Raw genomic sequence first — 26,992 nt, forward strand, 5'->3', positions numbered from 1 at the left:
CAGACCTCTCGGTGTGCGTCTCAAATTGAAAACCTCCACGTGGGGGTGGTTGCGGCTGCTTCGTTGCAGCCGCTGCGAACGGAGGATGGCGGATATCGTTGCTGGTGGAGCGGGTCTTGACTTGCTGTGATATTCGTCACCCTGACCCGCTTATCGTACAGCGCAAGCAGTACAAACCGTGTGGGCGGAGCTGACCATCAGATAGCGATCCGGTAACAACTCAAAAGCCCGCTCCCCGGGCGGAACTTTCCCTGCCGCTGGTGCGTAGGAATTGGTAGCGTGAGCTTTAGGACCATCACTCAACCCCTAGACGGAGGACACCCGCAATGGCACTTGGCGGAAACCCGATCTTCAACGGAAAGAATTTCCGTGGAGCCACCCAGGCACCGCCTGTCCCGCAGGCGTACGGCCACAACAACTACGGCCAGAACCAGTTCGGCCAGCAGGGTTATGCCCAGCCCGGCTACGGCCAGCAGAGCATGTCAAATGACCAGCTGCAGCAGATGTACAACCGGCCGGCCGCCGGCCCGGCCGAAACCGGGAGGATGACCTTCGACGACGTCATCGTCAAGACGGCGGTCTGCCTCGGCGCCGTGGTCGTCGGTGCCGCTGTCACCCTGTCGGTGGCCCTGGGCCTGGCATCCATGCTCATGATCGTCGGCGCCCTCGGCGGATTTGTGCTGGCTCTTGTCAACACCTTCAAGAAGCAGCCGTCTCCGGCACTGATCCTGGCCTACGCCGCGTTGGAGGGCCTGTTCCTCGGCGGCCTGACCCGTGTCCTCGACACCATGTACCCCGGAGTCGGCCTGCAGGCCGTGGTCGGCACGCTGTCCGTCTTTGCTGTGACGCTGCTGCTGTTCAAGAGCGGCAAGGTCAGGGCCACGCCCAAGGCCATGAAGTTCTTTATGATCGCCATCGTCGGGTACGCGCTGTTCTCCTTGGTGAACATGGTCATGATGCTGACAGGGCTGACAACTGAGCCGTTCGGGCTGCGCAGCGGAATCATCGGCGTCGTTATCGGCATTCTGGCCATCGGCCTTGCCGCGTTCTCACTGGTCATGGACTTCACCAACATCGAAGAAGGCGTCCGCAACGGGGCCCCGGAGCGGTTCTCCTGGACCGCCGCCTTCGGCCTCACCGTCACCCTCGTGTGGCTGTACGTGGAGATCATCCGCCTGCTGGCCATCCTTCGCGGCGACGACTAAAGCGACAAAACTAAGGCGGCACCCCGCCGTCGTAATTCAATAGCACCAAGAGGAGTGGGCTCCGCCAACCGGCGGGGCCCACTCACGCGTTAAGGCTCCAGGCTAGGTGAGGCGCTCCAGCACCACGGCCATGCCCTGCCCGCCGCCGACGCAGAGCGTGGCCAGACCAAGTGTCCCGTCCTTCTCGCGCAGCCCGTTGAGCAGCGTGGTGGTCATCCGGGCGCCGGTCATGCCGAACGGATGGCCCAGTGCGATGGCGCCGCCGTGCACGTTGAGTTTTGCCGGGTCGATCTTGAGTTCACGGGCGCTGGCCACCACCTGGACGGCGAAGGCCTCGTTGAGCTCCACGAGGTCGATGTCGTTCATGTCCAGGCGGGCGCGGGCGAGCGCCTGCCTGGACGCTTCCACCGGCCCCATCCCCATCAGCTCGGGGGACAGTGCGGTGGCGCCGGTGGAGACGATCTTGGCCAGCGGCTCCAGCCCCAGGTCCCTGGCCAGCTCGTAGCTCATGACGACGAGGGCGGCGGCGCCGTCATTGAGCGGGCAGGCGTTGCCGGCGGTGACGGTGCCCTCCCGGCGGAAAACCGGCTGCAGGGCACTGACGGCTTCGACGGTCACCGCGGGCCGCGGCGAATCGTCCCGGTCCACCACCGTTCCGTCCCGACGCTCGTACGGCGTGATTTCTCGGGCGTAGAAACCGGAGGCGATCGCGGCTTCGGCCCGGTTCTGGCTCAACACGGCCCACTCGTCCTGGTCCGCGCGGCTGATCCCGTAGGAGGTGGCCACGTTCTCGGCCGTCTGGCCCATGGCGATGTAGATGTCCGGCATGCGGCCGCCCAGCCGGGGATCCGTCCAGGGCGTGTTGGACTCGGCGCGTGCGGCCGTCCGGTGGCGGGCCGGTTCGAACAGCGGGTTGTGGTTCCCGGCTCCGGTTTCGCCCGCCCCGGCCCATTCCTGGTAGCGCGACACGGCTTCGACGCCGGCCGCCACGAACGCCTGGCCCTCGCCCGCCCGGATGGCATGGAAAGCCATCCGGAGCGTCTGCAGGCTGGAGGCGCAGAACCTGTTGACCGTGGCGGCGGGCACGTTGTCCAGGCCGGCGAGGATGGTGACGACGCGGGCCATGTTGGAGCCTGCCTCGCCGCTCGGTTCGGCGCAGCCGAGGTACAGGTCGTCCAGGCCGGGCCCGCTGTCCCCGGTGGGGTCGAATGCCGGCAGTTTGGCCAGCGCCGCGCTGACCATGGCCGCGGCCATATCGTCCGGCCGCTCGCCCTTCAGTGAGCCCTTGAAGGCACGGCCGATCGGGCTCCGGGCGGTTGAAACAATGACTGCTTCAGGCATGCGACCAGCCTACGCCCGGATCCGCGCTAGCGCGGTCGGGAGTTCACAGCTACGCCAGCCGCATGGCCCCGGCCGCCGGGGTGACCGTAAAGATGTCCGGAGGGGTGTACCCCGCCTCGGCAAAGGCCCGTACGACGGCGGTACGCACCTGCTGCTCCTCGCTCACCGGAGTCAGGGCGATGGCGGCGCCGCCGAAACCTCCGCCGGTCATCCGGGCGCCGATGGCGCCGTTTGTGCGGGAGGCCTCGACGGCGAGATCCAGTTCGGCGCAGGAGATCTCGAAGTCGTCGCGCATGGATGCATGGCTGGCGTCCAGCAGGGCACCGATTGCCGACGGGCCCTGCTGCCCCAGGAGTTCCACGGTCTGCAGCACGCGGTCGTTCTCGGTGACGATGTGCCGGACGCGGCGGAAGGTAACCTCGTCCAGAAGCCCGCTGGCCTCTTCCAGATCGCCCGGCGTGACGTCCCGGAGGGCCTTGACGCCCAGCACCTCGGCGCCCAGTTCGCAGGACGCACGGCGGGAGGCGTAGCCGCCGTCGGCATGGGAATGGGAAACCTTGGTGTCGATGACCAGCAGGACGAGGCCGGCAGCCTCGGCCTCGAAGGGGACCAGCTGGACGCTCTGGTCACGGCAGTCCAGGAACACAGCGTGGCCCTTCGAGCCGCGCAGCGAGGCGGACTGGTCCATGATGCCCGTGGGTGCACCGACGAAGTCGTTCTCCGCGCGCTGGGTGGCCAGCACCATGTCCTCCGGTCCCAGGCCAGCGCCGGTGAGGTCATTGAGTGCCGAAATCACCGCGCATTCAATGGCGTGCGAGGAGGACAGCCCGGCGCCGAGGGGGACGTCGGAATCCAGGAGCAGGTCCAGGCCAGGGACGTCGATGCCGCGCTGCTGCAGGGACCAGATGACGCCCAGCGGGTACTTGGTCCAGCCCTTGGCCGCCGCGCCCTCCAGCGAAGCCGTGTCCGCCGTCGTGATGCCCTGGTCGCCGTAGGTCGAGAGCAGCCGGATGGTGGAGTCCGGGCGGACCCCGACGGCTATCCGGGCGGTCCGGTCGATGGCGAACGGCAGCACGAAGCCCTCATTGTAGTCCGTGTGTTCGCCGATCAGATTGACTCGGCCGGGGGCCTGCCACACGCCGTCGGGCCCGCGGCCGAACGCGGCGGAGAACCGGGTCTCGAGGTCGGTGGTGGTGGCGGGGGCGGTCATGCGCGGGCTCCTTCGATGAGGTCTGGTTCGGTGAGGCCGGGCTCGGCGAGGCCGGGTTCGGTGAGCCCGGGTGCGGCCGGAGCGAGCGCCTCGGCCGGGGATGCCGGAACGGTCACCGAGCGCAGCCGCTCCGCCACCTCTTCCGGGGTGGTGTCGTTGATGAAGGCGCCCATCGCAGCCTCTGAGCCGGCCAGGAACTTGAGCTTGTCTGCCGCTCGGCGCGGGGAGGTCAGCTGCAGGTGCAGGTAGCTGGCCGGGCGCAGCAGGTCATCCACGGGGGCTTGGTGCCAGGCCGAAATGTAGGGTGTCGGGGTGGGGTAGAGGGCGTCGAGGCGCTTGAGCAGGTCCAGGTAGACGTGGGCCAGCTCGTCCTTCTCCTCCCCGGTCAGCCCGGCCAGGTCGGGGACCTGGCGGTGCGGAACGAGGTGGATCTCCAGCGGCCACCGGGCCGCGAACGGAACGTACGCGCTGAAGCTGTCGCTTTCCAGCACCATCCGGCTGCCGTCCTCCCGTTCGGAGCGCAGCAGCGAGCCGGTCAGCGTCTGCCGCCCGCCGGCGTCGTCATAAAACCTGCGCGCGGCGGCGCCCATGACGGCTGCGCGGGGCGTGACATAGGGGTAGGCGTAGATCTGGCCGTGCGGGTGGTGCAGGGTGACCCCGATGTCCGCGCCGCGGTTCTCGAACGGAAAAACCTGCTTGATCCCGGGCAGGGCGCTGAGGGCTGCCGTCCGGTGCGCCCACGCCTCCACCACGGTGCGGGCGCGGGTTTCGCTCAGGCCGCTGAAGGATCCCGTGTGCTCCGGGGTGAAGGTGACAACCTCGCACCGTCCGAAGGCGGGGCCCGTGGTGCCCCAGCCCGGGTTGGCGGGGACCGGGCCCAGGGCCGGGCCGAGGGAGGGGAAACGGTTCTCGAACACCACGACGTCGTAGTCCGGGGCAGGGATCTCCGACGGGTTGGCGTCCGTGGTGGGGCAGATGGGGCACTGGTCGGCGGGCGGCAGGTGCGTGCGCGTCTGCCGGTGCGCGGCCACGGCCACCCATTCGCCGGTCAGTGCGTCGTACCTGACTTCGCCGGGGTCCCCGCGCGGCGGGAGGTCCCTGTGGTCCTGGCTCGCCTCGACGGAGCGCCGGCGGGTTGAGCCGGCGTCGTCGAAATAGAGCAATTCGCGGCCGTCGGAGAGCTGGGTGCTGGTGATGTGGGTCATGCGTCATGTCCTTTGAGCGCGGTGGCCGACGGCGTCTGGCCGTCCGGGAGGCTGGTGGGGCGGGGAGTGCGGGGGTCGTTGGGAGGCCGGAGGTGCCAATGCTGAGGTAAGGGCGCCAGCCGCAGCTCCCCGACGGACTGCCGAAGCAAGCCCTCGGCGTCAGGACCGGCGGAGCCCGTGCTGATCCGGTCGTCGGTGATGAGGGTGCCGACGGCTGACAGCGGGGCGATCCCGGCGAGCCCCACGCTCCCGTACTTCGTGGCGTCCGCGAGCACTGCCAACTGGTCCGACGCTGCGATCATGGCGGCGTTGACCTCGGACTCGAGGAGGTTCGGTGAGGTAATGCCGGCCTTCGGGTCGAAGCCGTGCACGCCCATGAAGCACAGGTCGGCACGCAGGGTGTGCAGGGCGTGCACCGTCACCGGGCCCACAAGGGCCTCGGAGGGGGTGCGCTGGCCGCCCAGGACCACGGTGCGGATGCCGCCGTCGCCTGCCGGCTCCAGGGCGCTGGCCACCATGAGGGAATTGGTGGCCACTGTGAGCGCGAGGTCCCGGGGGAGCAGCCCCGCGAGCTCATGGGTGGTGGTGCCGCCGGAAATCAGCAGTGTCATGCCGGGGCGGAGCAGCGTGAGTGCCTCCGCGGCGATGGCCCGTTTCGCTTCCGTTTCCCGGGCGGACTTGGCGCCGAATCCCGGTTCGAGTGCGCTGAACGCCGCAGCGCGTGTGGCACCGCCGTGAACCCGGAGCAACTGGCCTTCGGCGTCAAGTGCGTCGATGTCGCGCCGGACGGTCATTTCAGACACGCGGAGCAAGTCCGCCAGTGCTGCCACGCGAACGGTGCCTTCGGCGTCGAGCTCCTGGAGGATGCGGTGTTGCCGCTGCGTAGCAAGCATGTTGCTCCTCCTTTAGTGTCGGCTCGGAAGCCTGTGGGCCCGGTCACTATTTGTGCTGTTCCCATTGTGGCACAAAGCGATCAAAAACAAATACTTTCTAACAAAAGATAACAGAAAGCGCTTCGTGGGGGCGGTGCATGCGTTGTGGGGCGTGCGTTGTACGGTAGGTCCATGACTTCCGGTGCGACTCCAGAAACCAACGCTTTCTCAACGGCCAGCGCTCCCCACACTGCCCAGCGCTACGCCACGGGCAGGCAGTACGAGCTCAGGCGGGGCGATGCGCTCGCCGTGGTCACGGAGCTGGCTGCCGGGCTGCGGTGGTACAGCCGCGGAGGCGTCCAGCTGACGGAGTCCTACGGGGACTCCGACATTCCGCCCGGCGCCACGGGCATCACCCTGGCGCCCTGGGCCAACCGGATAGAGGGCGGCGTCTGGCACCTGAACGGCAAGAAGCAGCAGCTGGACATCACCGAGGTTTCCAAGAACAACGCCAGCCACGGGCTCCTGCGCAATGCTTCGTACTCTCTGGTTGCGGAATCCGAGTTTGCCGTAACCCTGGAGGCGACCATCTTTCCCCAGCACGGCTACCCCTTCCTGCTGCGGCACCGCGTGGAGCACTCCCTGGCCGAGGACCTTGGCCTGGAGGTGCGGCAAACGCTGGTCAACGACTCCGAGGCCGAGGCGCCGTTCGTGCTGGGCGCGCACCCTTATCTCCGGATCGGCGACATTCCCTCCGAGGACCTCACGCTGAGAGTGGATGCCGCAACCCGGCTGGTGGCGGATGAGCGGCTCATCCCGCGCAGCTCCGAACCCGTGTCCGCGGACAGCGACCTACGGCAGGGGAGAACGGTGGGCGACCTGGATCTGGACGCCGCCCTGACGGATCTGGCGTTCGACGGCGGGATTGCCCGCCACACGCTGACCGCACCGGACGGCCGCAGCGTCAGTCTGTGGCAGGACGAAACCTGCCCGTTCGTCCACGTGTTTGTCAGCCGTATCTACCCGGGCCGGCCCGCGGCCGTGGCAGTGGAGCCGATGACGGGCCCGGCCAATGCTTTCAACTCCGGGGACAGCCTCCGCTGGCTGCCCCCCGGGGACTCGTTCACCATCACCTGGGGTATCCGCGCTGACCTGGCTGGTGCCTAAGCCGGGGAGTGCCTGACCCGCGCGTGCCTGACCCGCGCGGTGAGTGACCTGCGTAGGCCGGCTTGGGCAGTGCACAGTCAGGGCAGTGCATAGCCTGTCCGTGGCGCGTTTCCCATAGCCGGGCGGCTAGGGAAGTATTGGGCTATGACGCCAGCAAAGGACGCCACACCAGACGACGCAGCCAACACGACGGGCAGTGGCAGTGCCACGGGCGGGGCGAGCAGACCAGTCGCTGCCCGGCCCTTCGGACGCCTGGAGCCGCGGCGCATCCGGACCGACCGTGACCTTGAACAGGACATTCCCTACGGCGTGCGCATTGCGGCGGCATGGGCCTGGCGGCTGGGGCTGATCCTGCTGGTCACCGGTGCCTTGGTCTGGCTGCTCGCCAAGGTCAGCTTCCTCATCATTCCCGTCATGGTGGCGGCACTGCTGGCCGGCCTGTTGAGCCCCGTGGTGCGGAGGCTGCGGGAGTCGCGTGTCCCCAACGGGGCCGCCGTCGCCATCACGGTCCTGGCCTTCATCGGGCTCATCGCCGGTTCCCTTGCCCTCGTGGGCCGGCAGCTGGCCCTTGGTTTCCAGGAGCTGTGGAGCCAGGCGCTGACCGGGGTCAAGCAGATTCAGGACTGGCTGTCGCAGGGGCCGCTGCACCTGAGCGCGGCGCAGATCGACCAGTACATCCAGGAGGCCACCGCCGCCCTGCAGAACAACAGCAGCAGCATCCTCAGCGGGGCACTCTCCTTCGGCAGCACGGCCGGGCATTTTGCGGCCGGGATGGTGCTGGCCCTGTTCATCCTGATCTTCTTCCTCCTCGAAGGCGGCCGCATCTGGGCGTTCCTGGTCCGGCTCCTTCCTCGGCAGGCGCGGATCCCCGCCGACGGCGCCGGGCGGCGCGGCTGGGCGTCAATGGTCAGCTATGCGCGGATCCAGATGTTCGTGGCCTTCGTGGATGCCGTGGGCATCGGCGTCGGCGCGGCGATCATCAGCGTCCCGCTTGCCCTGCCACTGGGCGTGCTGGTCTTCATCGGCTCGTTCATCCCCGTGGTGGGTGCCCTGGTGACGGGTGCCATCGCGGTGCTGCTCGCCCTGGTGGCCAACGGCCCGGTCAACGCCCTGATCATGCTGGGCATCGTGCTGCTGGTGCAGCAGCTGGAAAGCCACATCCTACAGCCGCTGGTCATGGGCAAGGCTGTCGCCCTGCACCCGGTGGCCGTGATCCTGTCCGTTGCTGCCGGTTCCTACCTCGCCGGCATCCCCGGGGCGCTGTTCTCCGTCCCGATCCTTGCCGTAGCAAATTCGGCGATTCGGTATATTGCTGGCCGAACGTGGGAACATGAACTTGTGCCGGCTGCCGCGGGTACCGCAGACCTGGCCTCTGCCGAAGAGGACAACACCTTCAAGGAAGCCCGGCTGCCGGGCTCGCATTCCGGCCACGGCAACGCTGCCGGCACTGCACACGGCACCCTGGGCGGCAAGGCCGCTCCCGGTGCCGACGTCGAATCACCCAAAGGAGAATAGTTCGTGAACACCCCCGAAAGCCTTCCCGTCACGCTGGACGATGTCCTTGAGGCGCAGAAGCTGCTGGACGGGATTATTGCGCGGACCCCGGTGGAGTCTTCCCGCGCCTTGGGCCGCATGGTGGGCGGCGAGGTCTACTTCAAGTGTGAAAACCTGCAGCGCGCCGGCTCCTTCAAGGTGCGCGGCGCCTACGTGCGGATGGCGCGGCTCTCCGAATCTGACAAGAAGCGCGGCGTGGTGGCGGCTTCCGCCGGCAACCACGCCCAGGGCGTGGCCGTCGCCGCCAAGAGCCTGGGCATCAAGGCCCGCATCTACATGCCGCTGGGCGTGGCACTGCCCAAACTCGCCGCGACGCGCAGCCACGGCGCCGAGGTGGTCCTGCACGGACACAACGTGGACGAGGCACTGGCAGAGGCCCAGCGCTATGCCGACGATACCGGCGCGGTCTTCGTCCACCCCTTCGACAACGTGGACGTCGTGGCCGGCCAGGGCACCCTGGGGCTGGAGATCCTGGAGCAGGTGCCCAACGTCGACACCATCCTGATGGGCGTCGGCGGCGGAGGCCTGCTGGCTGGCGTCGCGGTGGCCGTCAAGGCCCGCGCCAAGGAACTCGGCCGCGACATCCGCATCATCGGCGTGCAGGCAGAAAACGCGGCCGCCTACCCGCCGTCGCTGGCAGCGGACGCCCTGGTGCCGCTCAAGAAGGTTTCCACCATGGCCGACGGCATCGCCGTGGGCCGGCCCGGGCAACTGCCGTTCAGCATCATCCGCGAACTGGTGGACGATGTGGTCACCGTCAGCGAAGACTCCTTGGCGCGGGCCCTGATCTTCCTGCTGGAACGCGCCAAGATGGTCGTTGAGCCCGCCGGCGCGGTGGGCGTGGCAGCCCTCATGGACGGCAAGATCGAGAACCCCGGAACAACCGCCGTCGTGCTGTCCGGCGGCAACATCGACCCCATGCTGATGCTCAAGGTGATCCAGCGCGGCCTCTCCGCCGCCGGCCGGTACATGACCGTGCGGATGATGCTTGATGACCGCCCGGGCTCGCTGGCCACCATTGCCCGCATCATCGCCGAGAACGACGCCAACGTGACGGGCCTGGACCACACCCGCGTGGGCGGCTCCATCAGCATGGGCGACGTGTCCATCACCGTGAACCTCGAGACCAAGGGCCACGAGCACGGCGAACAGGTTCTCGGCGCCCTGCGTGCCGAGGGCTTCCAGCCAATCGTGGTGCACTAGGAGACGCCATGCTGGACAGCCCGGGACAGGCACCCGCCACGAGGGAAACGGCCGCCGCCCGTGCCAAGGGCGGGCTGCTGGTGGTGGGATCGTTCGTGGCGCTCCTGTTCGCGATCGAACTGCTCAACACGGTGCTGCTGCACTCGCTGAACGGCGTCTTCGGGCTCAGGCCCAGAAGCGCTGACGGCATTCTGGACGTATTCACCTTCCCGCTGCTGCACGCCAACCTGAACCACGTGCTCTCCAATGCGCTGCCGCTGATCATCTTCGGGTTCCTGGTGTTTCTGTCCGGGCTCCGGGTTTTCCTCACGGCCGTTGCCTGCAGCTGGCTCGGCTCCGGGCTGGCCGTCTGGCTGATTGGCGCCGGCGGGGTCACCGTGGGCTCGTCCGGACTGGTCTTCGGCCTGTTCGCGTTTCTCCTGGTACGCGGATTCTTCAACCGCAGCTGGTGGCAGATCATTCTCTCGGTGGTGCTGTTCCTGACCTACGGCAGCATCCTTATCGGGATCATTCCGAACATTGCCGGATACGTGTCCTGGCAGGCCCACCTCGGCGGCGCCGCAGGCGGCGTTCTGGCCGCCGTCGTGCTGCGGGCGCGGGCATCCCGGCGCTGACATTCATCGCACGCGCCTTAAAGCACGACGCCGGCCGTCCCCGAAAGTGGGGAGGCCGGCGTCGTGCGTTTGCTGCGACCGCGGACGGATACGGTGTTAGCCCGAGTAGGGCTTGGCGGAAATGATCTCCACCGAGATGTCCTTGCCGTTGGGGGCGGTGTAGCTGAGCTTGTCGCCCTCCTTGTGACCCATGATCGCGGCACCGAGAGGGGACTTGTCGCTGAAGACGTCCAGATCCGAGTCGCCGGCGATTTCACGGGAACCGAGCAGGAAGGTCTCCTCGTCACCGGCGATCCGGGCGACGACGATCATGCCGGGCTCAACGATTCCGTCGTCGGCCGGTGACTCGCCAACGTGGGCGTCGCGGAGCAGGACGGTCAGCTGGCGGATGCGGGCCTCGATCTTGCCCTGCTCTTCCTTCGCAGCGTGGTAGCCGCCGTTCTCCTTGAGGTCACCCTCCTGGCGCGCAGCGTCGATCTTCTGGACGATTTCCGCACGGCCGGGGCCGGAAAGGTGGTCCAGCTCTGCCTTCAGGCGGTCAAAAGCTTCCTGGGTAAGCCAAGCTGCAGGCGCGCTGTTAGTGGTAGACACGGACTTCTCCTCTAGTGGATGTACAAGCGGTCATACAAAACAAACACCCCGCCACGGTGGCCACCTGTGGAACTCAGTAACCATCTCAGCGGGGTAAAGGTATTGATCCATTGTAGTCAATCCCGTGGAGTAAACCCAACAACCAAGCGGCGTGGGTCACACGCCTTCTTCTGCTGTCCGATTTCCTGCGGGCTCTTGGCTGGCTCTAGGAGGCCGCGGGCTTCGGGATCCAGCAGCTGTCCACGACGCCCGAGACGGCCTGCGATTCGGTGCGCAGGACAACCCGCTGGGCGAGGGTGCGCCCGCCGTCGGCACTCTGGCCCTGCGCGTCCTGCTCAACCGGCGGAATGTCGACCACTTTCCAGCCGACCACGGCGAACTTGGAATCGAGCGCCTTGATGGCGCACTTGACTGCCGTGCCGGGTTCCCTCGTCACCTCGAAGTCCACCTCGGCCTGGGTGGCATCCGTGGTCCGGTAGCCGATGTCCTTGAACGTCACCGACGCTGTCGCGTTGGACGTGGAGACCCAGGCGAGGAAGCCCATTCCGATTGCCAGGGCAACGATAACCGCCCAGCGCCTGGCCTTCCGGGACATCCTGCGCTTTGGACGGCCATAGCGATTGGCTAGGCTAATGTCTGCAGGCTGGGAAGTGCCCGACTTGTCCTCGGTAGTCACCCTTCCAGTTTAGTGGCGATTCCCCCGGGCAATTATCCGGCGTCAGCATTGCAGTCAGTCCCAGGAGAAAGAGGAGCAGTCCCAGATGACAGCGTCCACCAGCCAGTCGTCCACGCTTCGCCTGCTGGCCGTCCACGCCCACCCGGATGACGAATCCAGCAAAGGCGCAGCCACCATGGCCATGTACGCCGCGGCCGGTGTGGACGTTATGGTCGCCACCTGCACGGACGGCTCACGCGGTGACATCCAGAACCCGGCCATGGAGGGCGAGCCCCATCCGAAGCGCGACATGGCCGGTGCCCGCCGCCTCGAAATGAACGAGGCCGCCCGGATCCTGGGCATCCGGCAGCGCTGGCTGGGCTTTGTGGACTCGGGGCTGCCCGAAGGCGATCCGCTCCCGCCCTTGCCGGCCGGCTGCTTCGCGCTGCAGTCCCTGGAACGGGCCGCGGGCCCCCTCGTCAGGCTGGTCCGGGACTTCAAGCCGCACGTCATTGTCAGCTATGACGAAAATGGCGGTTATCCGCATCCGGACCACATCATGGCGCATCGGGTTGCGGTGGAGGCCTTCGAGGCCGCAGGGGACCCCGCCAAGTATCCCGGGACCGGTGATGCGTGGGAGCCGAAAAAGCTCTACTACGACCGCGCCTTCAGCCCGGAACGTTTCCGTGCCCTGCACTTTGCCCTGGAGGAGGCAGGGCTCCAGTCGCCCTATGCCCAGCGCCTTGCGGCCTGGCTGGAGGCCGACGCTGAAGGGCACACGCCGCCTCCGCCCGCGCACGAAACAACCACCCAGGTGGACTGCGGCGACTTCTTCGCAACACGCGACGACGCCCTCCGGGCCCACCGGACCCAGGTGGACCCGCTGGGCTTCTTCTTCGCCGTGTCAGCGGAGATGCAGGCGCGTACCTGGCCCTGGGAGGACTACACGCTGATCCAATCGAAGGTGGCCACGGAGCTGCCGGAGAAGGACCTCTTCGCGGGGCTAAGATAGAGACAAGAGACATTTTCTATCCCCCGTAGAACAACGCCGTAGAAGACCGCGTAAACGAACCCGCGTAGAACACCGTGTGGCGGCCAAATCGGCCGCGGCTGCGCGCGTACCATCGGGCCAGGCGTCAGCCCACGCGGCGGACGGCGGCCCCAGCCTTGAGAAGGTTTGAACAGTGCACCATTTGCTCATCGCCCTGGCATCGTCCCCGGCACCCTCGCCGTCGCTGCGCCCCGGCCTGTCCCAGGACCAGGTCACGCCCGGCCTGCTGGGATTCCTGCTGACCGCCTTCATTGTGGTGCTCTCCGCGCTGCTGATCGTGGACATGGTGCGCCGCATCCGCCGGGTGCGGTACCGCGCCCAGGTGGAGGAGGAACGGATGGCGGCAGCCGAGGCCGCGGACATCTCCCGCGACGACGCCGCCAACGGCAATGCAGGCCGCGCCGACACCTGATCCACCATCAGGGCAGCCCGCAGCATGGCGGCCAGAGCCGGGGGAGCGCAACGCCCTCGGCGCGGAGCCCTCTGCCTACCTGCGCCAGCACGCCGGCAACCCCGTGCACTGGCAGCCCTTCGGGGACGCCGCCTTTGCCAGTGCCGCGTCCCGGGACGTCCCCGTCTTCCTGTCCATCGGCTACGCCGCCTGCCACTGGTGCCACGTCATGGCCCGGGAATCGTTTGAGGACCAGGCCACCGCTGACTACCTGAACGGCCATTTCGTGGCGGTGAAGGTGGACCGGGAGGAGCGTCCGGACGTCGACGCCGTCTACATGGCCGCCACGCAGGCCATCAGCGGTGAGGGCGGCTGGCCGATGTCCGTCTTCCTGACCCCGGAGGGCCGGGCGTTCCATGCCGGCACCTACTTCCCGCCGCGGCCCATGCCCGGGCGGCCCTCCTTCCGCCAGGTCCTCGAGGCCGTGCATGAGGCGTGGACGGAGCGCCGCGGCGCCGTGGAGGAGAACGCCAGCTCCCTCGCACAGAACATGGGCCAGGTGCAGCTCGCGGCGGCCGTAGACGTCTCCCGGCCGCCGGATCCGCTTGACGCCGGACTGCTGCCCGCCGCCGTGCGCTCGCTGGCCGGGTCTGAAGACCCCGACGACGGCGGGTTCGGCGCCGCCCCCAAGTTCCCGCCGTCGGCCGTTCTGGAGTTCCTGGTCCGGCACGCAGCGGTGCCATCGGATACCGCCGAAGAGGCCAGGGAGATGGCCGGGCGCACCCTCGCGGCCATGGCCCGCTCGGCGCTCTTCGACCAGCTCGACGGCGGTTTCGCGCGTTATTCGGTGACGCGGGACTGGTCCGTTCCGCACTTCGAGAAGATGCTGTACGACAATGCCCAGCTGCTGCGCGTCTACGTGCACTGGATCAGGCTCGGCGGCACGGCAGGGTTCCCGGCCACCGAGGCCGCCGACGTTGCGGCGCGCACCGCCGACTGGATGCTCACGGCCCTGGGACTGCCCGACGGCGGACTCGCGTCCTCGCTGGATGCGGACACCCTGGTGGACGGCGAGCACCACGAAGGGGCCAGCTACCTGTGGACCCCCGGTGAGCTGGAGCGGGTGCTTGGCGCGGAGAATGCCGCGGCCGTCGCCTGGATGATGAACGTCGGCGCGCGCGGCACCGTCTCGGAGCTAGGCTCGCCGCTGCACCCGGGCCGGGCGCTGGACGGCGACGAGGCGCGGCTTTGGCTGGACGTAGGGCCCAGGCTCCGGGAGGCCCGGGCGCGCCGTCCGCAGCCCGCGCGCGACGAGAAGGTGGTGGCGGGCTGGAACGGACTGGCGGTGGCCGCGCTCGCAGAGGCCGGGGCAGTCCTGGACCGGCCGGATCTCGTGGCGGCGGCCGGCCGGATCGCCGGATATCTGGAACGGGTCCACTGGCGGGCGGACGCAGTGCAGTCCGCGCCGGGGGAGCCGGCGGCAGGTGTGCCGGCAGCAGGGAAGCTGGTCCGGGTTTCGCATGGCGGCGCGGCCCGGGGGATCGGCGGCCTGCTCGAGGACTATGCGTTCTGCGCGGACGGCTTCTTTGCCTTGTATTCGGCCACGGGTTTGCCGCGCTGGTACACGCTGGCCGAGGCCGTGATCCAGGCGGCGTGCGCCCGGTTCGTGGACGGCGGGCGGCTCGCCGACTCGGCCGGGGAATCGGAGCAGGTGGTCAGCGCCCAGGGTGGGAAGCCCGGCCTGGACTTCTTTGACGACGCCACGCCCAGCGGGGCTGCGGCCTTTGCCGGCGCCCTGCTGACCTACGCCGCCCTGTCCGGTTCCGTGGAACACCGGATCATGGCAGGGAGCATCCTCGTCCTGGTGCCCCCGCTCGCAACGCGGGCGCCCCGGGTGGCGGGCTGGCTGCTGGCCACAGCACAGGCCGCGCTGGCGGGGCCGCTGGAGGCCGCCGTCATCGGACCTGCCGGTCCTGAGCGGGACGCCCTCCGCCGCGCGCTGCTGCTGTCCCCGAGTCCGGGGCTGGTGGTGGCGGTTGGCGAGGCTGAGGCGGACGACGGCGGAAAGCGGGCCGAGGTGCCGCTGCTGCGGCAGCGGCCGGCCGGGCCCGGCGGTGCGCCGCTTGTGTACGTCTGCCGCGGCATGGTCTGCGACCGGCCCGTGGGGACCGTTGAGGCGGCGTTGGAACGGGTCAGCTCAGCACTGCGATGAGGATGGCCGCGAAGTGCGCGGCGAAGGCCAGCACCGTGAAGGCGTGGAACAGTTCGTGGAAGCCGAAGTGCCGGTAGCTGAAGTTGGGCTTCTTGAGGGCGTAGAACACTGCCCCGGCGATGTACAGGGCTCCGCCAACGCAGATGAGCAGCGCCGCAGGGACGCTCGCCGCGAAAAAGGCAGGCAGATAGAAGAGGGACCCGCAGCCGAGGCCGATGTAGATGGGCACATACAGCCAGCGGGGTGCGTCGGTCCAGAGCAGCCGGAACAGCACGCCCAGGATCGCGGCGGACCAGATCAGCCACAGCAGGAACTCCGCCGTCGGCCTGTCCAGGAGGCTCCACGCGAGCGGCGTGTAGCTGCCGGCGATCACCAGCATGATGTTGGTGTGGTCCAGCCGTTTGAGCACGCGTTTGACGCCGGGGGACCAGTTGCCGCGGTGGTACACAGCGCTGATGCCGAACAGCAGGACACCGGTGAACGCGTAAATGGCGGACGTGACCTTGCGGTCCGCGGTCGGCGCCACGGCAATCAGGACGATCCCGGCGGCCAGGGCAAACGGCGCGGTGACCGTGTGGATCCATCCCCGCCACTTGGGCTTGATCGTCAGCAGTTCCGCGATGCGTGCCGCGGCGTCGTCCACGGCGGTGGGTTCTGCCTTTGACGGCTCCGGTCCGCCGTCCGGGGCGTTGCTTTTCATGTCATCCAGAATAACCTACGGTTCAGTAAGTTACCCACCGGTAACATCTGGTTCTGTGGGTCTTTGCGTCTCGTTCGGTGGGGCGTCGGGCGGCCACCTGCGCGCGGCTGAAGCCTTCGGGCGGTAGCCTAGGACTTGCAAAAGTCGTACAGAGGAAGTCAGGTGAGTCTCCGGATGGAATGGCCCGGGTTCCTCTATGGCTTCTACGAGCGCAAGCTTCTCCGCTCCCTGGAGCCGGAGCGGATCCCACGGCACATCGGTGTCATGGTGGACGGCAACCGGCGCTGGGCCCGGCAGTTCAATGCCCCCACCAGCCAGGGCCACCAGGCCGGCGCGGACAAGATCCATGAGTTCCTCGGCTGGTGCCAGGAGCTGGGCGTCAGGGTGGTCACCCTGTACATGCTCTCCACGGACAACATGAACCGCTCCGGCGAAGAGCTTGACCTGCTAATGGGCATCATCGCCAACACGCTCGACCGCCTCGACGAAGACGCCAACATTTCGGTCCACGCCATGGGCGCCCCGGAGCTGCTCCCCGACTACCTGGCGGAGCGCCTGACCACACTCACGGCCCGGACGCCGGTGCGGGAGAAGCTGCACGTGAATGTGGCCGTCGGCTACGGCGGCCGGCGCGAGATCGTGGACGCGGTGCGCGAGCTGCTGCACGATGCCGTGGCGCACAAGGCGGACATCAGTGAACTGGCCGACTCCCTGAGCGTGGAGGACATCTCGCGCTTCCTCTACACCCGCGGCCAGCCTGATCCGGACCTGGTCATCCGGACTTCCGGCGAGCAGCGGCTCTCAGGTTTTCTGATGTGGCAGAGCGCCTACAGCGAGTTCTACTTCTGCGAGGCCCTGTGGCCGGCCTTCCGGAAGGTGGATTTCCTTCGCGCCCTGCGCGACTACGCCGGCAGGCAGCGGCGCTTCGGTTCCTAACCGTTGCCGGCATCCGTTGGCGGCCCTAGGGGCCGCCCCTTTGGCCCGCCGTCGTGCACCCTTTGGCCGCCCCCGTTCACGCCAAATTCACACGCCGGCAACAGGAATCGCCGGAAGAAGACGTTGGAAATTAGTTCGGGGCGAATTACGTTGAATCCATCAGCAGGCAAACCGCCGGCTGATCGGGGAGGCCAGTACATGGAGCGATTCTTCGCACCGGTTGTATGGGAGGCCGGATCCGGCCTCGTGGCCGAGCCGCCTCACCAATAACAATTCCGGGCAGCGCCCCGGGGCTGGAGTCGATGTGGCTATTTCTGAACAACTGCCCGACGTCATCACGGACAAGGGTGAGAAGGCTACCTCTCGCGCCAAGCGAGCCAATTCAAAGACCGGTGCGGACACGAAAGACGCCGCAGCCGGTCTTGCTGTTTCCGGCCCACAGACTGAATCCCAGCCATCAGTCTCCACTTTCGTCATCGACACCTCGGTGCTCCTCTCCGACCCCCGCGCCCTGCTGCGTTTCGCGGAGCATGAAGTCATTGTGCCGATCGTGGTGATCACCGAACTTGAAGGGAAGCGGCATGACCCCGAACTCGGCTACTTCGCACGGAAGGCGCTCCGGCTCCTTGATGACCTCCGCATCCAGCACGGCGGGCTGAACCGGCCCATCCCGCTGGGTGATGCCGGCGGTACGCTCATGATCGAGATGAACCACATCTCGGCCGAAGTCCTGCCGGCAGGGTTCCGCGGCGGGGACAATGACAGCCGCATCCTCGCCGTCGCAAAAAACCTCTCCAACGAGGGGCGCAACGTCACCGTGGTGTCCAAGGACCTCCCCATGCGGGTCAAGGCCTCGGCCATGGGCCTGCTGGCCGACGAATACCGCAACGAACTCGTTAAGGATTCCGGCTGGACCGGCGTTGCCGAGATCGATGCAAGCGACGAGGAGATCTCCACGCTCTACGGGCACGAACCGGTCTTCATCCCGGCGGCTGCAGAGATGCCGGTCAACACCGGCCTTGTGGTGCTCTCCAGCCGGGGCTCGGCGCTCGGCCGTGTCGGTGCCGACAAGCAGGTCCGCCTGGTCAAGGGGGACCGCGACGTTTTCGGCCTCCACGGGCGCTCCGCGGAGCAGCGGCTCGCCATCGACCTGCTGATGGACCCCGCGGTGGGCATCGTGTCCCTGGGCGGGCGCGCGGGCACCGGCAAGTCGGCCCTTGCCCTGTGTGCCGGCCTCGAGGCGGTGCTGGAACGCCGTGAACACCGCAAGGTGATCGTCTTCCGCCCGCTCTTCGCCGTAGGCGGCCAGGAGCTCGGCTACCTGCCGGGCTCGGAGCAGGAGAAAATGAACCCCTGGGCGCAGGCGGTTTTCGACACCCTGGGCGCGCTGGTGAGCCAGGAGGTCGTGGAGGAGGTCATGGACCGCGGCATGCTCGAGGTCATGCCGCTGACCCATATCCGCGGACGCTCCCTGCACGACGCCTTCGTGATCGTGGACGAGGCCCAGTCGCTCGAAAAGAACGTCCTGCTGACCGTCATGAGCCGGATCGGGCAGAACTCGAAGATCGTCCTCACCCACGACGTTGCCCAGCGCGACAACCTCCGGGTCGGACGGCACGACGGCATCGCAGCCGTCGTCGAAACCCTGAAGGGCCACCCGCTTTTCGGCCACATCACCCTCACCCGGTCCGAGCGCTCGCCCATCGCGGCACTCGTCACGGACCTGCTCGAAGGGGCATAGCTATCGCTGGTTGGGCTTGCCGAAACCGAGCCTGGTTTCGACAAGCTCAACCGAGCCTCAGCCAGCAGCGACGCCCAGGAGGAACTTCGCCGTGGGTTCGTGGCCCTCTACCCTCAATTGCCCGTCGGGGCGGCGGAGGCTCTCCGGGGTGGGGTGGACCCGTTGTTCTGTACCCTGCTTGCCGCCCCAGGAAATGCGGGTGACGCCATTCAGTTCGTAGCCGAGCGACCGGGAGACGCCCAGGGAGGCTGCGTTCCAGTCTGCCGCCTCAGATGGACAGCGGTCCAGGGTGTGCTGAACGGGTTGCGGCCCTGTTCGTGGATGCCGCTGGCTGCTGCCTAGGCCGCTGCGGCGCCGCCGTCAGCTGGTGTGGTGCGACAGGCCGAGGGACAGCCGGGTGTTGCCGGGCCCCTCCAGCACCAGGGCGATCGCCTGGTTGGGCAGCTCAAAGACCATGGTGGCGTCCGCTGTATCTCCCTGCCGGAGCTGCGCCGTCGCCGGTGACGTCCACAGCGGATGGATGCTGTTGGCGCCCAGGCCCGTCACCGAGAACTGCGACGTGTCCAGCGTGATGCCTTCACCTTCGAGAGCGGTGAACTGCACCAGAATCCTGACCCGGTGGGTCCCCGCGGACGGGCCCTCGTCCAAAACCTGGACGCGTTCCGGTGGAAGCCAGCCGTCCTTTTCCAGCGGGATGATGCCATTGACCCGCGCCGTTCCGCCGGGGATCACCGCGCTCGCGCCCAGCTGGGTGCTGGCCTCCGGCTTGGCCGTAAGGAAGAGATATCCCAGCACGAGCCCCAGGGCGCAAAGCAGGGAGAGCGGGACCAGCAGCAGCTTCCGACGGCGCCGGGGGTCCTTCCCGCCGGTGGCGGCCGTGTCAGGTGTCGAGAGGTCTGGAGCCATGGTTGACATGGCACGAGTTTGGGGCCGGCAGGTTGGAAAAAACCTGCGCGGCACCCCACATTCCGGGTGGCCCGTCAGGCGGGGTTGGTCAGGCGGGGTTGGTCAGGCGGGGTTGGGACGCAGCGGCCACTGGATGTGCTCGCGCACATCAGTGAGGTTCATCGGTTCCGCCACGAAAAGATCGTCCAGCATGTACTCATCGACGGCCAGGATCCGGATGCTGTGCCCGGGAAGCTGCCCTCCGCCGTCCAGCGGTTCGGCGGAGACACACACTCCGGTCGCGGCATCGATGCGGATCCTGGTCCGGCCCGGTCCGCACAGGGGTGCTGCCGGATCCAGCGGACGGTACCCGGCATTCGGTGAGACCACGGTTTCCAGCGCCGCGCGGCCTTCGTGCGCTAGCTGTTGAACCGGCTCCAACAGTTCGACGGCATTGGCGTTGGGGAACTCCAGCGGCACCGGGGCATTTCCCGCCAGCTCCACCGGATCCAGTGCAGCAGCGAACCGGCCGTTTCCGAACGAGGGTTCGCCGTACGCGGCCTCCGGCCGGCGCCGCACCAGCCCGCCGTCGTCGTACACCGGCGTCACCAGATGCGCGGGAAGGAGCCACGACTTCCGCGTGGCGCTGATGTACAGGCCGTCACGGGAATCATTGATGCCCGTGGTGTTGCCCAGCAGCGTGCCGTCGTCGGCCTCCAGGCGCAGCGCGCCGGGGCGGCGCAGCCAGGCGCGGACGGTGCCGGTGCCGGGAGTTTCGGCGTATTCGAAGCGCAGGGACTGCCATTTCCACGGGGACGAGCGGCAAAGGTTGCGAAAGGAAACGGCCGAGGTGGGCGTGGCACCGCCGCCGTGTTCCTGCCGGTGTTTGGCGTCCCAGGTCCCCATATCCACAGTTTACGCGCGGCCCCGAGCGGCAGGCGGGCCAATCCAGTAGCATCCGAGAGTGATCCAACGACTTGGCGGACTATGGGAAGCGGCTCCACTCGCGTTCTGGCTGCTGCTGGCCGCGTGCGCCTACTTCGCCGTGATGGCGGTGCGGCTCACGGTCATCGACGTCCGGCACCACCTCCTGCCGAACCGGATTGTCTTTCCCTCCTATGGCATCGCCGGTGTGCTGCTGCTGGGGGCGGTGCTCACCCTCGCGGCGGGGGAACCGCCCGGACCGCCCGACGGCGCGGCCCGCCTTTTCGGGGTGCCGGCGCTGAGGATTGCGGCCGGGGGAGCGGTGCTGTGGCTCTTCTACTTTGTGCTGCGGCTGGTGTATCCGCCCGGCATGGGCTTTGGGGACGTGAAACTAGCCGGCGTTCTGGGCCTTTACCTGGGCTACCTCGGCTGGCCGCATGTCTTCGCCGGGACGTTCGCCGCGTTCCTGCTTGGCGGCTTTTGGAGCATCGGCCTGCTGGCGCTGCGGCGCGGGACGCTCAAATCGGCCATCCCATTCGGGCCGTTCATGCTGGCCGGGGCAGCCGCGGCGATGGTCCTGCTGCCCGCGGGCTAGCTGCGGACAGGGCATTGTCCCGGTGCGGCCCGGGCATCGGTTCCGGTTAGGCTGAACCCATGCCGGCACCTGAATTTGTCCTGAAGCTCCGCGAAAAAATCGGCCACGACCCGCTGTGGGTTCCTGCTGTGCGGGGTGTGGTGTTCAACGACGACGGCCACGTCCTGCTGGGCCAGAGGTCCGACAACGGCAGGTGGACCCTGATCACGGGGATGCTGGAGCCCGGCGAGCATCCCGCACCCGGACTGCTGCGGGAGATCTTCGAAGAGACCGCCGTCGTGGCCGAAACGGAGCGGATGCTGTCGGTCGGCGTCGTAGGGCCGGTGACGTTTCCCAACGGCGACGTCTGCGATTTCCTGGACATCGTGTTCCGCTGCCGCCACGTCTCCGGTGAGGCGCGGGTGAACGACGACGAGTCCCTGGCCGTGGGCTGGTTCGCGTTGGACGGGTTGCCGGATCTGCAGCCTGGAGACCGGGAATGCATCCGCCGCGCACTGCTGCCGGGGGACTCAGTCCACTACGTCTCATGAGTCCCCGGCAGCTCGTCTAGACCGCGGCGGCTTGCCGCTCTGCCTCGAGAAGCTCGGCCTCCTCACCGCCCACGGCCTCGCCGCGAGCCACCATGCCGGCGGTGTCCGAGAGCGGGATCTGCTTCAGCGTGATGGCCAGAAGCAGTGCAACGGCGATGAACGGGACGAGGTACCAGAACACCGGTGCCAGGGAATCGGCATAGGCGTTGACAATCGCGTCGCGGAGCTGCCCGGGAAGCTGGCTCAGGGTCTGCGGATCCAGCGTCCTGGTCGATTGGGAGGCCTGGCTGGCCGACGCTCCGGCGCCCGTGAAGGCGTTCGTCAGGGACTCCGCGAGCCGGTTGGTGAAGATCGATCCGAAGACCGCCACGCCCAGGGCAGCCCCCACTTCGCGGAAGTAGTTATTGGTACTGGTGGCCGTGCCGATCTGGTCTGCCGGAACGGAGTTCTGCACCACGAGGACGATGACCTGCATGATCAGGCCGAGGCCGGAGCCGAACAGGAACAGCTGGACGCAGATGATCCAGATGGGCGTTTCGGCAGACAGCGTGGTGAACCACAGCATGGCGGCGATGGTCAGGCTGGCGCCGAGAATCGGGAACATCTTGTACTTGCCGGTCTTGGAAATGCGGATACCGGAATAGATGGACGTACCCATCAGGCCGGCCATCATCGGGAGCATGAGGAGGCCCGACTCGGCGGCGGAGGTGCCCGAGGACATCTGCAGGAACGTGGGCACAAAGGCGATGGCGGCGAACATGCCCAGGCCCAGGGTGAAGCCGATGGCGGTGGAGTTCACGAAGATCCGGTTCCGGAACAGGGTCAGCGGGATAATCGGATCTTCCGCGCGGCGTTCGACGGCGACGAAGGCCGCTGCGGCGAGGACCAGGCCCGCGCCGAAGGCCCAGGTCAGGGGCGAATCCCAGCCCTCGTCCTTCTTGCCCCCGAAGTCCGTGAAGAAGATCAGGCAGGTGGTGGCCACGGACAGGAACAGGACACCCAGGAAGTCGATCCGCTTTTCGGCCTTCTTGTTGGGAAGCGTCAGGGTAAACCAGGCGATGGTGAAGGCGGCGATGCCGATGGGAATGTTGATGTAGAAGGCCCACTCCCAGGTGAGGTGGTCAACGAAAAAGCCGCCCAGCAGCGGCCCGGCCACGGCCGAGAGGCCGAAGATGGCGCCCAGCGGGCCCATGTATTTGCCGCGTTCCTTGGCGGGAACGATGTCCGCGATGATGGCCTGCGAGAGGATCATCAGGCCGCCGCCGCCCAGACCCTGGACGGCGCGGAAGATGACGAAGCCCCAGAAGTCCGTGGCGAAGGCGCAGCCCACCGAGGCCAGCGTGAACAGTGCGATGGCCACGAGGAAGAGGTTCCGGCGGCCGAGGATGTCGCCGAACTTGCCGTAGACCGGCATGACGATGGTGGTGGCGAGGAGGTACGCGGTGGTGATCCAGGCCTGGTGCTCAACGCCGCCGAGCTTGCCGACGATGGTGGGCATGGCAGTGGAGACGATGGTCTGGTCGAGGCTGGAGAGCAGCATGCCGGCGATCAGCGCGGAAAAGATGATCCAGATGCGTTTCTGGGTCAGCAGCAGCGGTCCGGCTGCGGCTTTGGAACTGACGGCGGTGCTCATGGCTGTCCTTCTGCGGAGGGGGCGACGGGGTGGCCGGTGGGGCGGGAATACGGCTGGGAGAGCAGCAGCCTGGCGGCCTCGAGGTTTTCGAGCAGCAGGTCACGGTACGCGCGGGTGTTGCCTTCGGAGAAGTAGGCGAGGCTGGTGTGCCGGGCGATGTTTCCCATGACCACCACAGCCATCCGCACCACGGGGTGGCTGGCCGGAACGCCTTCGCGCTCGGCGAGGAGCCGGGCAAAGTGGGCTTCCCGCTCCTCGGTGGCGCCGATGATCTTGAGCATCAGCTGAGGTTCCTTCTTGATGACGCCGATCAGCTGCCGGGTTTCCTCCTCGGAGCTGCTCATCCGCTCGGACAGGGTGAGGGAGAGCTGGAGGAGGTCCTGAAGCAGGCTCGCGGAGAGCTGGCCCTTCGGGGAACCCTGCCCACCGCGGAGGAACTCGTCGAAAACGTCTTCGGGCAGCTCGTCGTCCACGTGTCCCAGGATGGCGTCTTCCTTTGTGGGGAAGTAGTTGAAGAAGGTCCGCCGGGAGATGCCCGCCTGTTCGCAGACATCCTCCACGGTGTAGCCGCTGAGGCCCCGCTCGGACGTCAGGGAACGGGCGACGGCGGTAATCGCCGCCCGCGTCGCGGCCCGCTTGCGCTCGCGGAGGCCGACGCCCATAGTTGCACTCTCATTCACAAAGTACAGTTTTGCACTGAAACCGAAAAGAGTGCAAGTTTTCCGATGGGATCGGGGGAGGTTTTGTCCAGGTATCGCGGCTTCAAGGCCCTCGAAGCCGCAACGATATCTGGACAAAAAAACTCCAAGGACAGCGGCGAGGGAATTAAAAAAGTACGACGACGGCCGCCCGCCTTCGCTGGGAAGGTGGGCAGCCGCCGTCGTACCTAAGTGGTGGGCAGTTAGGCCTTGTGGGCCGGAGCCGTCATGGTGGTGACGTCCAGTGCTTTGTCCAGATCGGCCTCGGAAACCTTGCCTTCGCCTTCACCGACGAAGCCGAGCTTCTCGGTGGCCTGGCGGACGGTCAGGCCCTCCTTGACGGCGGTCTTGGCGATCTTGGCGGCGTTTTCGTAGCCGATGTACTTGTTCAGCGGGGTAACGATCGACGGCGAAGCCTCGGCGAGGAAGCGGGCACGCTCGACGTTGGCGGTGATGCCGTCGATCATCTTGTCCGCCATGACGCGGCTGGTGTTGGCCAGCAGGCGGACGGACTCGAGCAGGTTGGCAGCCATGACCGGGATGCCGACGTTCAGTTCGAAGGCGCCGTTGGTGCCGGACCAGGCGATGGCGGTGTCGTTGCCGATGACCTGGGCGCAGACCATGATGGAGGCTTCGCAGATGACGGGGTTGACCTTGCCCGGCATGATCGAGGAGCCCGGCTGCAGGTCCGGGATGGCGATTTCGCCGAGGCCGGTGTTGGGGCCGGAGCCCATCCAGCGCAGGTCATTGTTGATCTTCATGAAGGAGATGGCAATGTTGCGCAGCTGGCTGGAGGCTTCGATGAGGCCGTCGCGGTTGGCCTGGGCCTCAAAGTGGTCGCGGGCCTCGGTCAGCGGCAGGCCGGTGTCCGTGGCGAGCAGCTCAATGACGCGCTCCGGGAAGCCGGCCGGGGTGTTGATGCCGGTGCCCACGGCGGTGCCGCCGAGGGGAACTTCGGCAACGCGGGGGAGCGCGGCGTTGATGCGCTCGATGCCGTAGCGGACCTGCGCGGCGTAGCCGCCGAATTCCTGGCCCAGGGTGACCGGGGTGGCGTCCATGAGGTGGGTGCGGCCGGACTTGACGACGTCCTTGAACTCGACGGCCTTGCGCTCCAGCGATTCGGCGAGGTAGCCGAGGGCCGGGATGAGGTCGTTGATCAGTGCCGAGGTGGCTGCAACGTGGACGGAGGTGGGGAACACGTCGTTGGAGGACTGCGAGGCGTTGACGTGGTCGTTGGGGTGGACCACCTTGTCGCTGCCGGCAGCCTTCAGGGCGCGAGTAGCCAGTTCGGCGAGGACCTCGTTGGTGTTCATGTTCGAGGACGTGCCGGAGCCGGTCTGGAAAACGTCGATGGGAAAGTCGCCGTCGTACTTGCCCGTAGCCACCTCGTCGGCCGCTTCCGCGATCGCCTTGGCCAGCTCGCCGTCGAGCACACCCAGTTCAGCGTTGGCCTGGGCAGCGGCCTTCTTGACCCGGGCCAGCGCCTCAATGTGCGCACGTTCCAGGGTTTTTCCGGAGATCGGGAAGTTCTCGACTGCACGTTGCGTCTGCGCGCGGTACAGGGCGTTCACGGGGACGCGGACTTCGCCCATCGTGTCATGTTCAATGCGGAACTCTTCAGTGGAAGTCATGGGGCTAGCTTAGGACGCCCGGGCGCCGCACCGAAAACCGTGAACGGCTTGCTACCGGCGGTCCGCCCGGGCGTCATCTGGTTGCTTCTAGAGCTCGCCGATTCCGGAAACAAGCTCCGCGTGGCCGTCCGCGAGGCTGTAGGAGAGCCCGATCACGGCGGCCCGGCCCGTCTCGATTGCGTCGGAAATCACACGCGAGCTGTCCACGAGGCGGTGCGAGGTCTGCTTGACGTGCTCCACCACCATGTCGTTGACCTCCGTCTGGTCGTTGCGGAGCGAGGTCAGGACCGACGGCGTAATGCGCTCCACGAGGTCGCGGATGAAGCCCGCCGGCATCTGGCCCGTTTCGACGGCGGACTTCGTGGCCATGACCGCGCCGCAGCTGTCATGGCCGAGCACCACGATCAGCGGCACGCCCAGCACGCCGATGCTGTACTCCAGGGAGCCGAGGACGGCGTCGTCAATGACTTGGCCCGCGGTCCGGACGACGAAGACGTCGCCGAGTCCGACGTCGAAAATGATCTCGGCGGCGAGCCGGGAGTCGGAGCAGCCGAAGATCACCGCAAACGGATGCTGGGTCTCCACCAGGGATGAGCGCCTGGAGGCGTCCTGGTTCGGGTGGGAGGATTCACTGTTAACGAAGCGTTCGTTGCCTTCGCGCAGACGGCGCCAGGCCAGGGCAGGGGTCAGGTTAGTGGTCACCTGCCCACCTTACGGCGCGGGGGTCACTGAGGGGGAAACAATGACAGCAGGGTTACTTTCCAGGGATTTGACGACGGCGGCAGCCAGGACGGCGAACTCCTCCAGGTTGGCGTCGCCGGCCAGGACCACGGTGGTTCCGCGGTACGCGAGCACCATGCTCTTCTCGCCCTTGCCCGTGTCATGGAGTTCCCACTCCTTGCCGCCGGCGTTGCGCGTGCCGGTGACGGGGGCGTTCTTGGTCTGCTGCACGAGCCAGCTCGGGTTGGCCTTGCCGGTCTGCGTCAGACCGATGAATTTTTCCTTCGGGGTGATGTAGCCGACCTCCCAGGCCGCGACGCCGGTGCCGCTGGCCGCCGCCCAGCGGGCGTAGTTCGGGTGGAATGTGTCGCCCGCCGCGGGGGACACCGGTGTGAATCCCGCCACACCCGCAGCGTTCGAGGCTACGGCGCTGACGTCGATGTCGGGGCGGAAGCCGTCCGACTTCGGGGACGGGTTCATCAGGACGATCGGCAGGAACGCCGCGACGCTCACCAGCAGGGCGATGATCATTCCGATCACCGAGGCGTTGGCCCGTTTCGCGGCGGCCGCGGGAATTACGGGCTTGACGGGCTGGCCGGCCGACGAGGGGGAGGGGGCGGGAGCCTGCGCACGGCTCGAGGGGGCGGACTGGTCCTGCATATCACTCACCCTTCTATAGTCGCCCATGCGGGGTCCGAACTCACATTCGATGCCGACGGCGGTGAAAC

At 67.4% G+C, this 26,992-nt stretch carries 26 protein-coding genes; 12 read left to right on the forward strand and 14 right to left on the reverse strand.

Annotated elements, in window-relative coordinates:
- Window positions 1–326 precede the first annotated feature (326 nt).
- Window positions 327–1,205, forward strand: coding sequence for a Bax inhibitor-1/YccA family protein (locus DBZ45_RS11810; protein ID WP_111904092.1), 879 nt, complete (start codon window positions 327–329; stop codon window positions 1,203–1,205).
- A 102-nt stretch (window positions 1,206–1,307) separates the two neighbouring features.
- On the opposite strand, the gene DBZ45_RS11815 is transcribed toward DBZ45_RS11810, so the two are convergent.
- Genes DBZ45_RS11815 through DBZ45_RS11830 form a run of 4 tightly spaced genes read right to left on the reverse strand, consistent with a single transcriptional unit; the run spans window position 1,308 to window position 5,854 of the window.
- Entirely contained in the window at window positions 1,308–2,546 is a 1,239-nt protein-coding gene (locus DBZ45_RS11815; RefSeq protein ID WP_111904093.1) for an acetyl-CoA C-acetyltransferase, read from the reverse strand.
- A gap of 49 nt (window positions 2,547–2,595) precedes the next feature.
- Window positions 2,596–3,756 carry a galactokinase gene (gene galK, locus DBZ45_RS11820; RefSeq protein ID WP_111904094.1) on the reverse strand — a complete coding sequence of 387 codons (1,161 nt, stop codon included), beginning with the start codon at window positions 3,754–3,756 and terminating at the stop codon, window positions 2,596–2,598.
- Window positions 3,753–4,961 (reverse strand): galactose-1-phosphate uridylyltransferase, encoded by a 1,209-nt coding sequence (galT, locus tag DBZ45_RS11825; RefSeq protein ID WP_111904095.1) that lies wholly within the window; start codon window positions 4,959–4,961, stop codon window positions 3,753–3,755. Before galT ends, galK begins: the two co-directional genes overlap by 4 nt.
- Complete coding sequence (locus DBZ45_RS11830) at window positions 4,958–5,854, reverse strand: DeoR/GlpR family DNA-binding transcription regulator (protein WP_111904096.1); 897 nt, start codon at window positions 5,852–5,854, stop codon at window positions 4,958–4,960. The genes galT and DBZ45_RS11830 overlap by 4 nt, the downstream gene beginning before the upstream one ends.
- Window positions 5,855–6,025: 171 nt before the next feature.
- Between DBZ45_RS11830 and DBZ45_RS11835 the strand changes: the two genes are divergently transcribed.
- The 4 genes from DBZ45_RS11835 to DBZ45_RS11850 all read left to right on the forward strand — a co-directional run bounded on the left by DBZ45_RS11835 (window position 6,026) and on the right by DBZ45_RS11850 (window position 10,371).
- Complete coding sequence (locus DBZ45_RS11835) at window positions 6,026–7,000, forward strand: aldose 1-epimerase family protein (protein ID WP_111904097.1); 975 nt, start codon at window positions 6,026–6,028, stop codon at window positions 6,998–7,000.
- 144 nt (window positions 7,001–7,144) lie between these two features.
- A complete protein-coding gene (locus DBZ45_RS11840; protein ID WP_111904098.1) occupies window positions 7,145–8,515 on the forward strand; it encodes an AI-2E family transporter in 1,371 nt (456 codons plus the stop codon).
- A 3-nt stretch (window positions 8,516–8,518) separates the two neighbouring features.
- Entirely contained in the window at window positions 8,519–9,757 is a 1,239-nt protein-coding gene (gene ilvA / locus DBZ45_RS11845; protein WP_111904099.1) for a threonine ammonia-lyase, read from the forward strand.
- Window positions 9,758–9,765: 8 nt separating this feature from the next.
- Window positions 9,766–10,371 carry a rhomboid family intramembrane serine protease gene (locus tag DBZ45_RS11850; RefSeq protein WP_111904100.1) on the forward strand — a complete coding sequence of 202 codons (606 nt, stop codon included), beginning with the start codon at window positions 9,766–9,768 and terminating at the stop codon, window positions 10,369–10,371.
- A 96-nt stretch (window positions 10,372–10,467) separates the two neighbouring features.
- On the opposite strand, the gene greA is transcribed toward DBZ45_RS11850, so the two are convergent.
- Window positions 10,468–10,962 (reverse strand): transcription elongation factor GreA, encoded by a 495-nt coding sequence (greA, locus tag DBZ45_RS11855; protein ID WP_111904101.1) that lies wholly within the window; start codon window positions 10,960–10,962, stop codon window positions 10,468–10,470.
- A 205-nt stretch (window positions 10,963–11,167) separates the two neighbouring features.
- Window positions 11,168–11,638, reverse strand: coding sequence for a DUF4307 domain-containing protein (locus tag DBZ45_RS11860; protein WP_111904102.1), 471 nt, complete (start codon window positions 11,636–11,638; stop codon window positions 11,168–11,170).
- An 85-nt stretch (window positions 11,639–11,723) separates the two neighbouring features.
- On the opposite strand from DBZ45_RS11860, the gene mca reads away from it, so the two are divergent.
- From mca to DBZ45_RS11875, 3 genes are all read left to right on the forward strand, one after another.
- Window positions 11,724–12,629, forward strand: a complete 906-nt coding sequence (gene mca / locus DBZ45_RS11865) for a mycothiol conjugate amidase Mca (RefSeq protein ID WP_111904103.1) — start codon at window positions 11,724–11,726, stop codon at window positions 12,627–12,629.
- Window positions 12,630–12,801: 172 nt separating this feature from the next.
- Complete coding sequence (locus DBZ45_RS11870; protein WP_111904104.1) at window positions 12,802–13,080, forward strand: hypothetical protein; 279 nt, start codon at window positions 12,802–12,804, stop codon at window positions 13,078–13,080.
- A complete protein-coding gene (locus DBZ45_RS11875; RefSeq protein WP_111904105.1) occupies window positions 13,058–15,271 on the forward strand; it encodes a thioredoxin domain-containing protein in 2,214 nt (737 codons plus the stop codon). The genes DBZ45_RS11870 and DBZ45_RS11875 overlap by 23 nt, the downstream gene beginning before the upstream one ends.
- Here DBZ45_RS11875 and trhA read toward each other — a convergent pair.
- A complete protein-coding gene (gene trhA, locus DBZ45_RS11880) occupies window positions 15,252–15,971 on the reverse strand; it encodes a PAQR family membrane homeostasis protein TrhA (RefSeq protein ID WP_223257036.1) in 720 nt (239 codons plus the stop codon). The two genes, DBZ45_RS11875 and trhA, sit on opposite strands and share 20 nt — an antisense overlap.
- Before the next feature lie 174 nt (window positions 15,972–16,145).
- Here trhA and DBZ45_RS11885 point away from each other — a divergent pair, with 174 nt between their 5' ends.
- Entirely contained in the window at window positions 16,146–16,907 is a 762-nt protein-coding gene (locus DBZ45_RS11885) for an isoprenyl transferase (RefSeq protein ID WP_111904106.1), read from the forward strand.
- 304 nt (window positions 16,908–17,211) lie between these two features.
- Window positions 17,212–18,648, forward strand: a complete 1,437-nt coding sequence (locus DBZ45_RS11890) for a PhoH family protein (protein ID WP_111904107.1) — start codon at window positions 17,212–17,214, stop codon at window positions 18,646–18,648.
- Between the two features lie 360 nt (window positions 18,649–19,008).
- Here DBZ45_RS11890 and DBZ45_RS11900 read toward each other — a convergent pair whose 3' ends face one another.
- Both DBZ45_RS11900 and DBZ45_RS11905 read right to left on the reverse strand, forming a co-directional pair.
- Window positions 19,009–19,563 (reverse strand): hypothetical protein, encoded by a 555-nt coding sequence (locus DBZ45_RS11900; protein WP_223257037.1) that lies wholly within the window; start codon window positions 19,561–19,563, stop codon window positions 19,009–19,011.
- A 93-nt stretch (window positions 19,564–19,656) separates the two neighbouring features.
- Window positions 19,657–20,439 carry a hypothetical protein gene (locus DBZ45_RS11905; protein ID WP_111904108.1) on the reverse strand — a complete coding sequence of 261 codons (783 nt, stop codon included), beginning with the start codon at window positions 20,437–20,439 and terminating at the stop codon, window positions 19,657–19,659.
- Window positions 20,440–20,497: 58 nt separating this feature from the next.
- Here DBZ45_RS11905 and DBZ45_RS11910 point away from each other — a divergent pair, with 58 nt between their 5' ends.
- Entirely contained in the window at window positions 20,498–21,052 is a 555-nt protein-coding gene (locus DBZ45_RS11910; RefSeq protein ID WP_111904109.1) for a prepilin peptidase, read from the forward strand.
- A 59-nt stretch (window positions 21,053–21,111) separates the two neighbouring features.
- Window positions 21,112–21,582, forward strand: a complete 471-nt coding sequence (locus DBZ45_RS11915; RefSeq protein WP_111904110.1) for an NUDIX hydrolase — start codon at window positions 21,112–21,114, stop codon at window positions 21,580–21,582.
- A gap of 16 nt (window positions 21,583–21,598) precedes the next feature.
- Here the strand turns inward: DBZ45_RS11915 and DBZ45_RS11920 are convergent, their stop codons facing one another.
- From DBZ45_RS11920 to DBZ45_RS11940, 5 genes are all read right to left on the reverse strand, one after another.
- Entirely contained in the window at window positions 21,599–23,215 is a 1,617-nt protein-coding gene (locus DBZ45_RS11920; protein ID WP_111904111.1) for an MDR family MFS transporter, read from the reverse strand.
- Window positions 23,212–23,895, reverse strand: a complete 684-nt coding sequence (locus DBZ45_RS11925) for a TetR/AcrR family transcriptional regulator (RefSeq protein ID WP_111904112.1) — start codon at window positions 23,893–23,895, stop codon at window positions 23,212–23,214. The genes DBZ45_RS11920 and DBZ45_RS11925 overlap by 4 nt, the downstream gene beginning before the upstream one ends.
- Window positions 23,896–24,116: 221 nt before the next feature.
- Window positions 24,117–25,544, reverse strand: a complete 1,428-nt coding sequence (locus DBZ45_RS11930; protein ID WP_111904113.1) for a class II fumarate hydratase — start codon at window positions 25,542–25,544, stop codon at window positions 24,117–24,119.
- Window positions 25,545–25,631: 87 nt separating this feature from the next.
- Window positions 25,632–26,246: a carbonic anhydrase gene (locus tag DBZ45_RS11935; protein ID WP_111904114.1), complete on the reverse strand. Its 615-nt coding sequence runs from the start codon at window positions 26,244–26,246 to the stop codon at window positions 25,632–25,634.
- A 9-nt stretch (window positions 26,247–26,255) separates the two neighbouring features.
- Window positions 26,256–26,924: a DUF4245 domain-containing protein gene (locus DBZ45_RS11940; protein ID WP_223257038.1), complete on the reverse strand. Its 669-nt coding sequence runs from the start codon at window positions 26,922–26,924 to the stop codon at window positions 26,256–26,258.
- Window positions 26,925–26,992 lie beyond the last annotated feature (68 nt).

Source organism: Arthrobacter globiformis (genome assembly GCF_003261175.1).
GTDB lineage: Bacteria > Actinomycetota > Actinomycetes > Actinomycetales > Micrococcaceae > Arthrobacter > Arthrobacter globiformis_A.

Coding starts and splice junctions, on each gene's coding strand:
- DBZ45_RS11810 (WP_111904092.1), top strand. CDS start 327: ATGGCACTTGGCGGAAACCCGATCTTCAACGGAAAGAATTTCCGTGGA.
- DBZ45_RS11815 (WP_111904093.1), bottom strand. CDS start 2,546: ATGCCTGAAGCAGTCATTGTTTCAACCGCCCGGAGCCCGATCGGCCGT.
- galK (WP_111904094.1), bottom strand. CDS start 3,756: ATGACCGCCCCCGCCACCACCACCGACCTCGAGACCCGGTTCTCCGCC.
- galT (WP_111904095.1), bottom strand. CDS start 4,961: ATGACCCACATCACCAGCACCCAGCTCTCCGACGGCCGCGAATTGCTC.
- DBZ45_RS11830 (WP_111904096.1), bottom strand. CDS start 5,854: ATGCTTGCTACGCAGCGGCAACACCGCATCCTCCAGGAGCTCGACGCC.
- DBZ45_RS11835 (WP_111904097.1), top strand. CDS start 6,026: ATGACTTCCGGTGCGACTCCAGAAACCAACGCTTTCTCAACGGCCAGC.
- DBZ45_RS11840 (WP_111904098.1), top strand. CDS start 7,145: ATGACGCCAGCAAAGGACGCCACACCAGACGACGCAGCCAACACGACG.
- DBZ45_RS11850 (WP_111904100.1), top strand. CDS start 9,766: ATGCTGGACAGCCCGGGACAGGCACCCGCCACGAGGGAAACGGCCGCC.
- mca (WP_111904103.1), top strand. CDS start 11,724: ATGACAGCGTCCACCAGCCAGTCGTCCACGCTTCGCCTGCTGGCCGTC.
- DBZ45_RS11875 (WP_111904105.1), top strand. CDS start 13,058: ATGCAGGCCGCGCCGACACCTGATCCACCATCAGGGCAGCCCGCAGCA.
- trhA (WP_223257036.1), bottom strand. CDS start 15,971: ATGAAAAGCAACGCCCCGGACGGCGGACCGGAGCCGTCAAAGGCAGAA.
- DBZ45_RS11885 (WP_111904106.1), top strand. CDS start 16,146: ATGGAATGGCCCGGGTTCCTCTATGGCTTCTACGAGCGCAAGCTTCTC.
- DBZ45_RS11900 (WP_223257037.1), bottom strand. CDS start 19,563: ATGTCAACCATGGCTCCAGACCTCTCGACACCTGACACGGCCGCCACC.
- DBZ45_RS11905 (WP_111904108.1), bottom strand. CDS start 20,439: ATGGGGACCTGGGACGCCAAACACCGGCAGGAACACGGCGGCGGTGCC.
- DBZ45_RS11915 (WP_111904110.1), top strand. CDS start 21,112: ATGCCGGCACCTGAATTTGTCCTGAAGCTCCGCGAAAAAATCGGCCAC.
- DBZ45_RS11920 (WP_111904111.1), bottom strand. CDS start 23,215: ATGAGCACCGCCGTCAGTTCCAAAGCCGCAGCCGGACCGCTGCTGCTG.
- DBZ45_RS11930 (WP_111904113.1), bottom strand. CDS start 25,544: ATGACTTCCACTGAAGAGTTCCGCATTGAACATGACACGATGGGCGAA.
- DBZ45_RS11940 (WP_223257038.1), bottom strand. CDS start 26,924: ATGCAGGACCAGTCCGCCCCCTCGAGCCGTGCGCAGGCTCCCGCCCCC.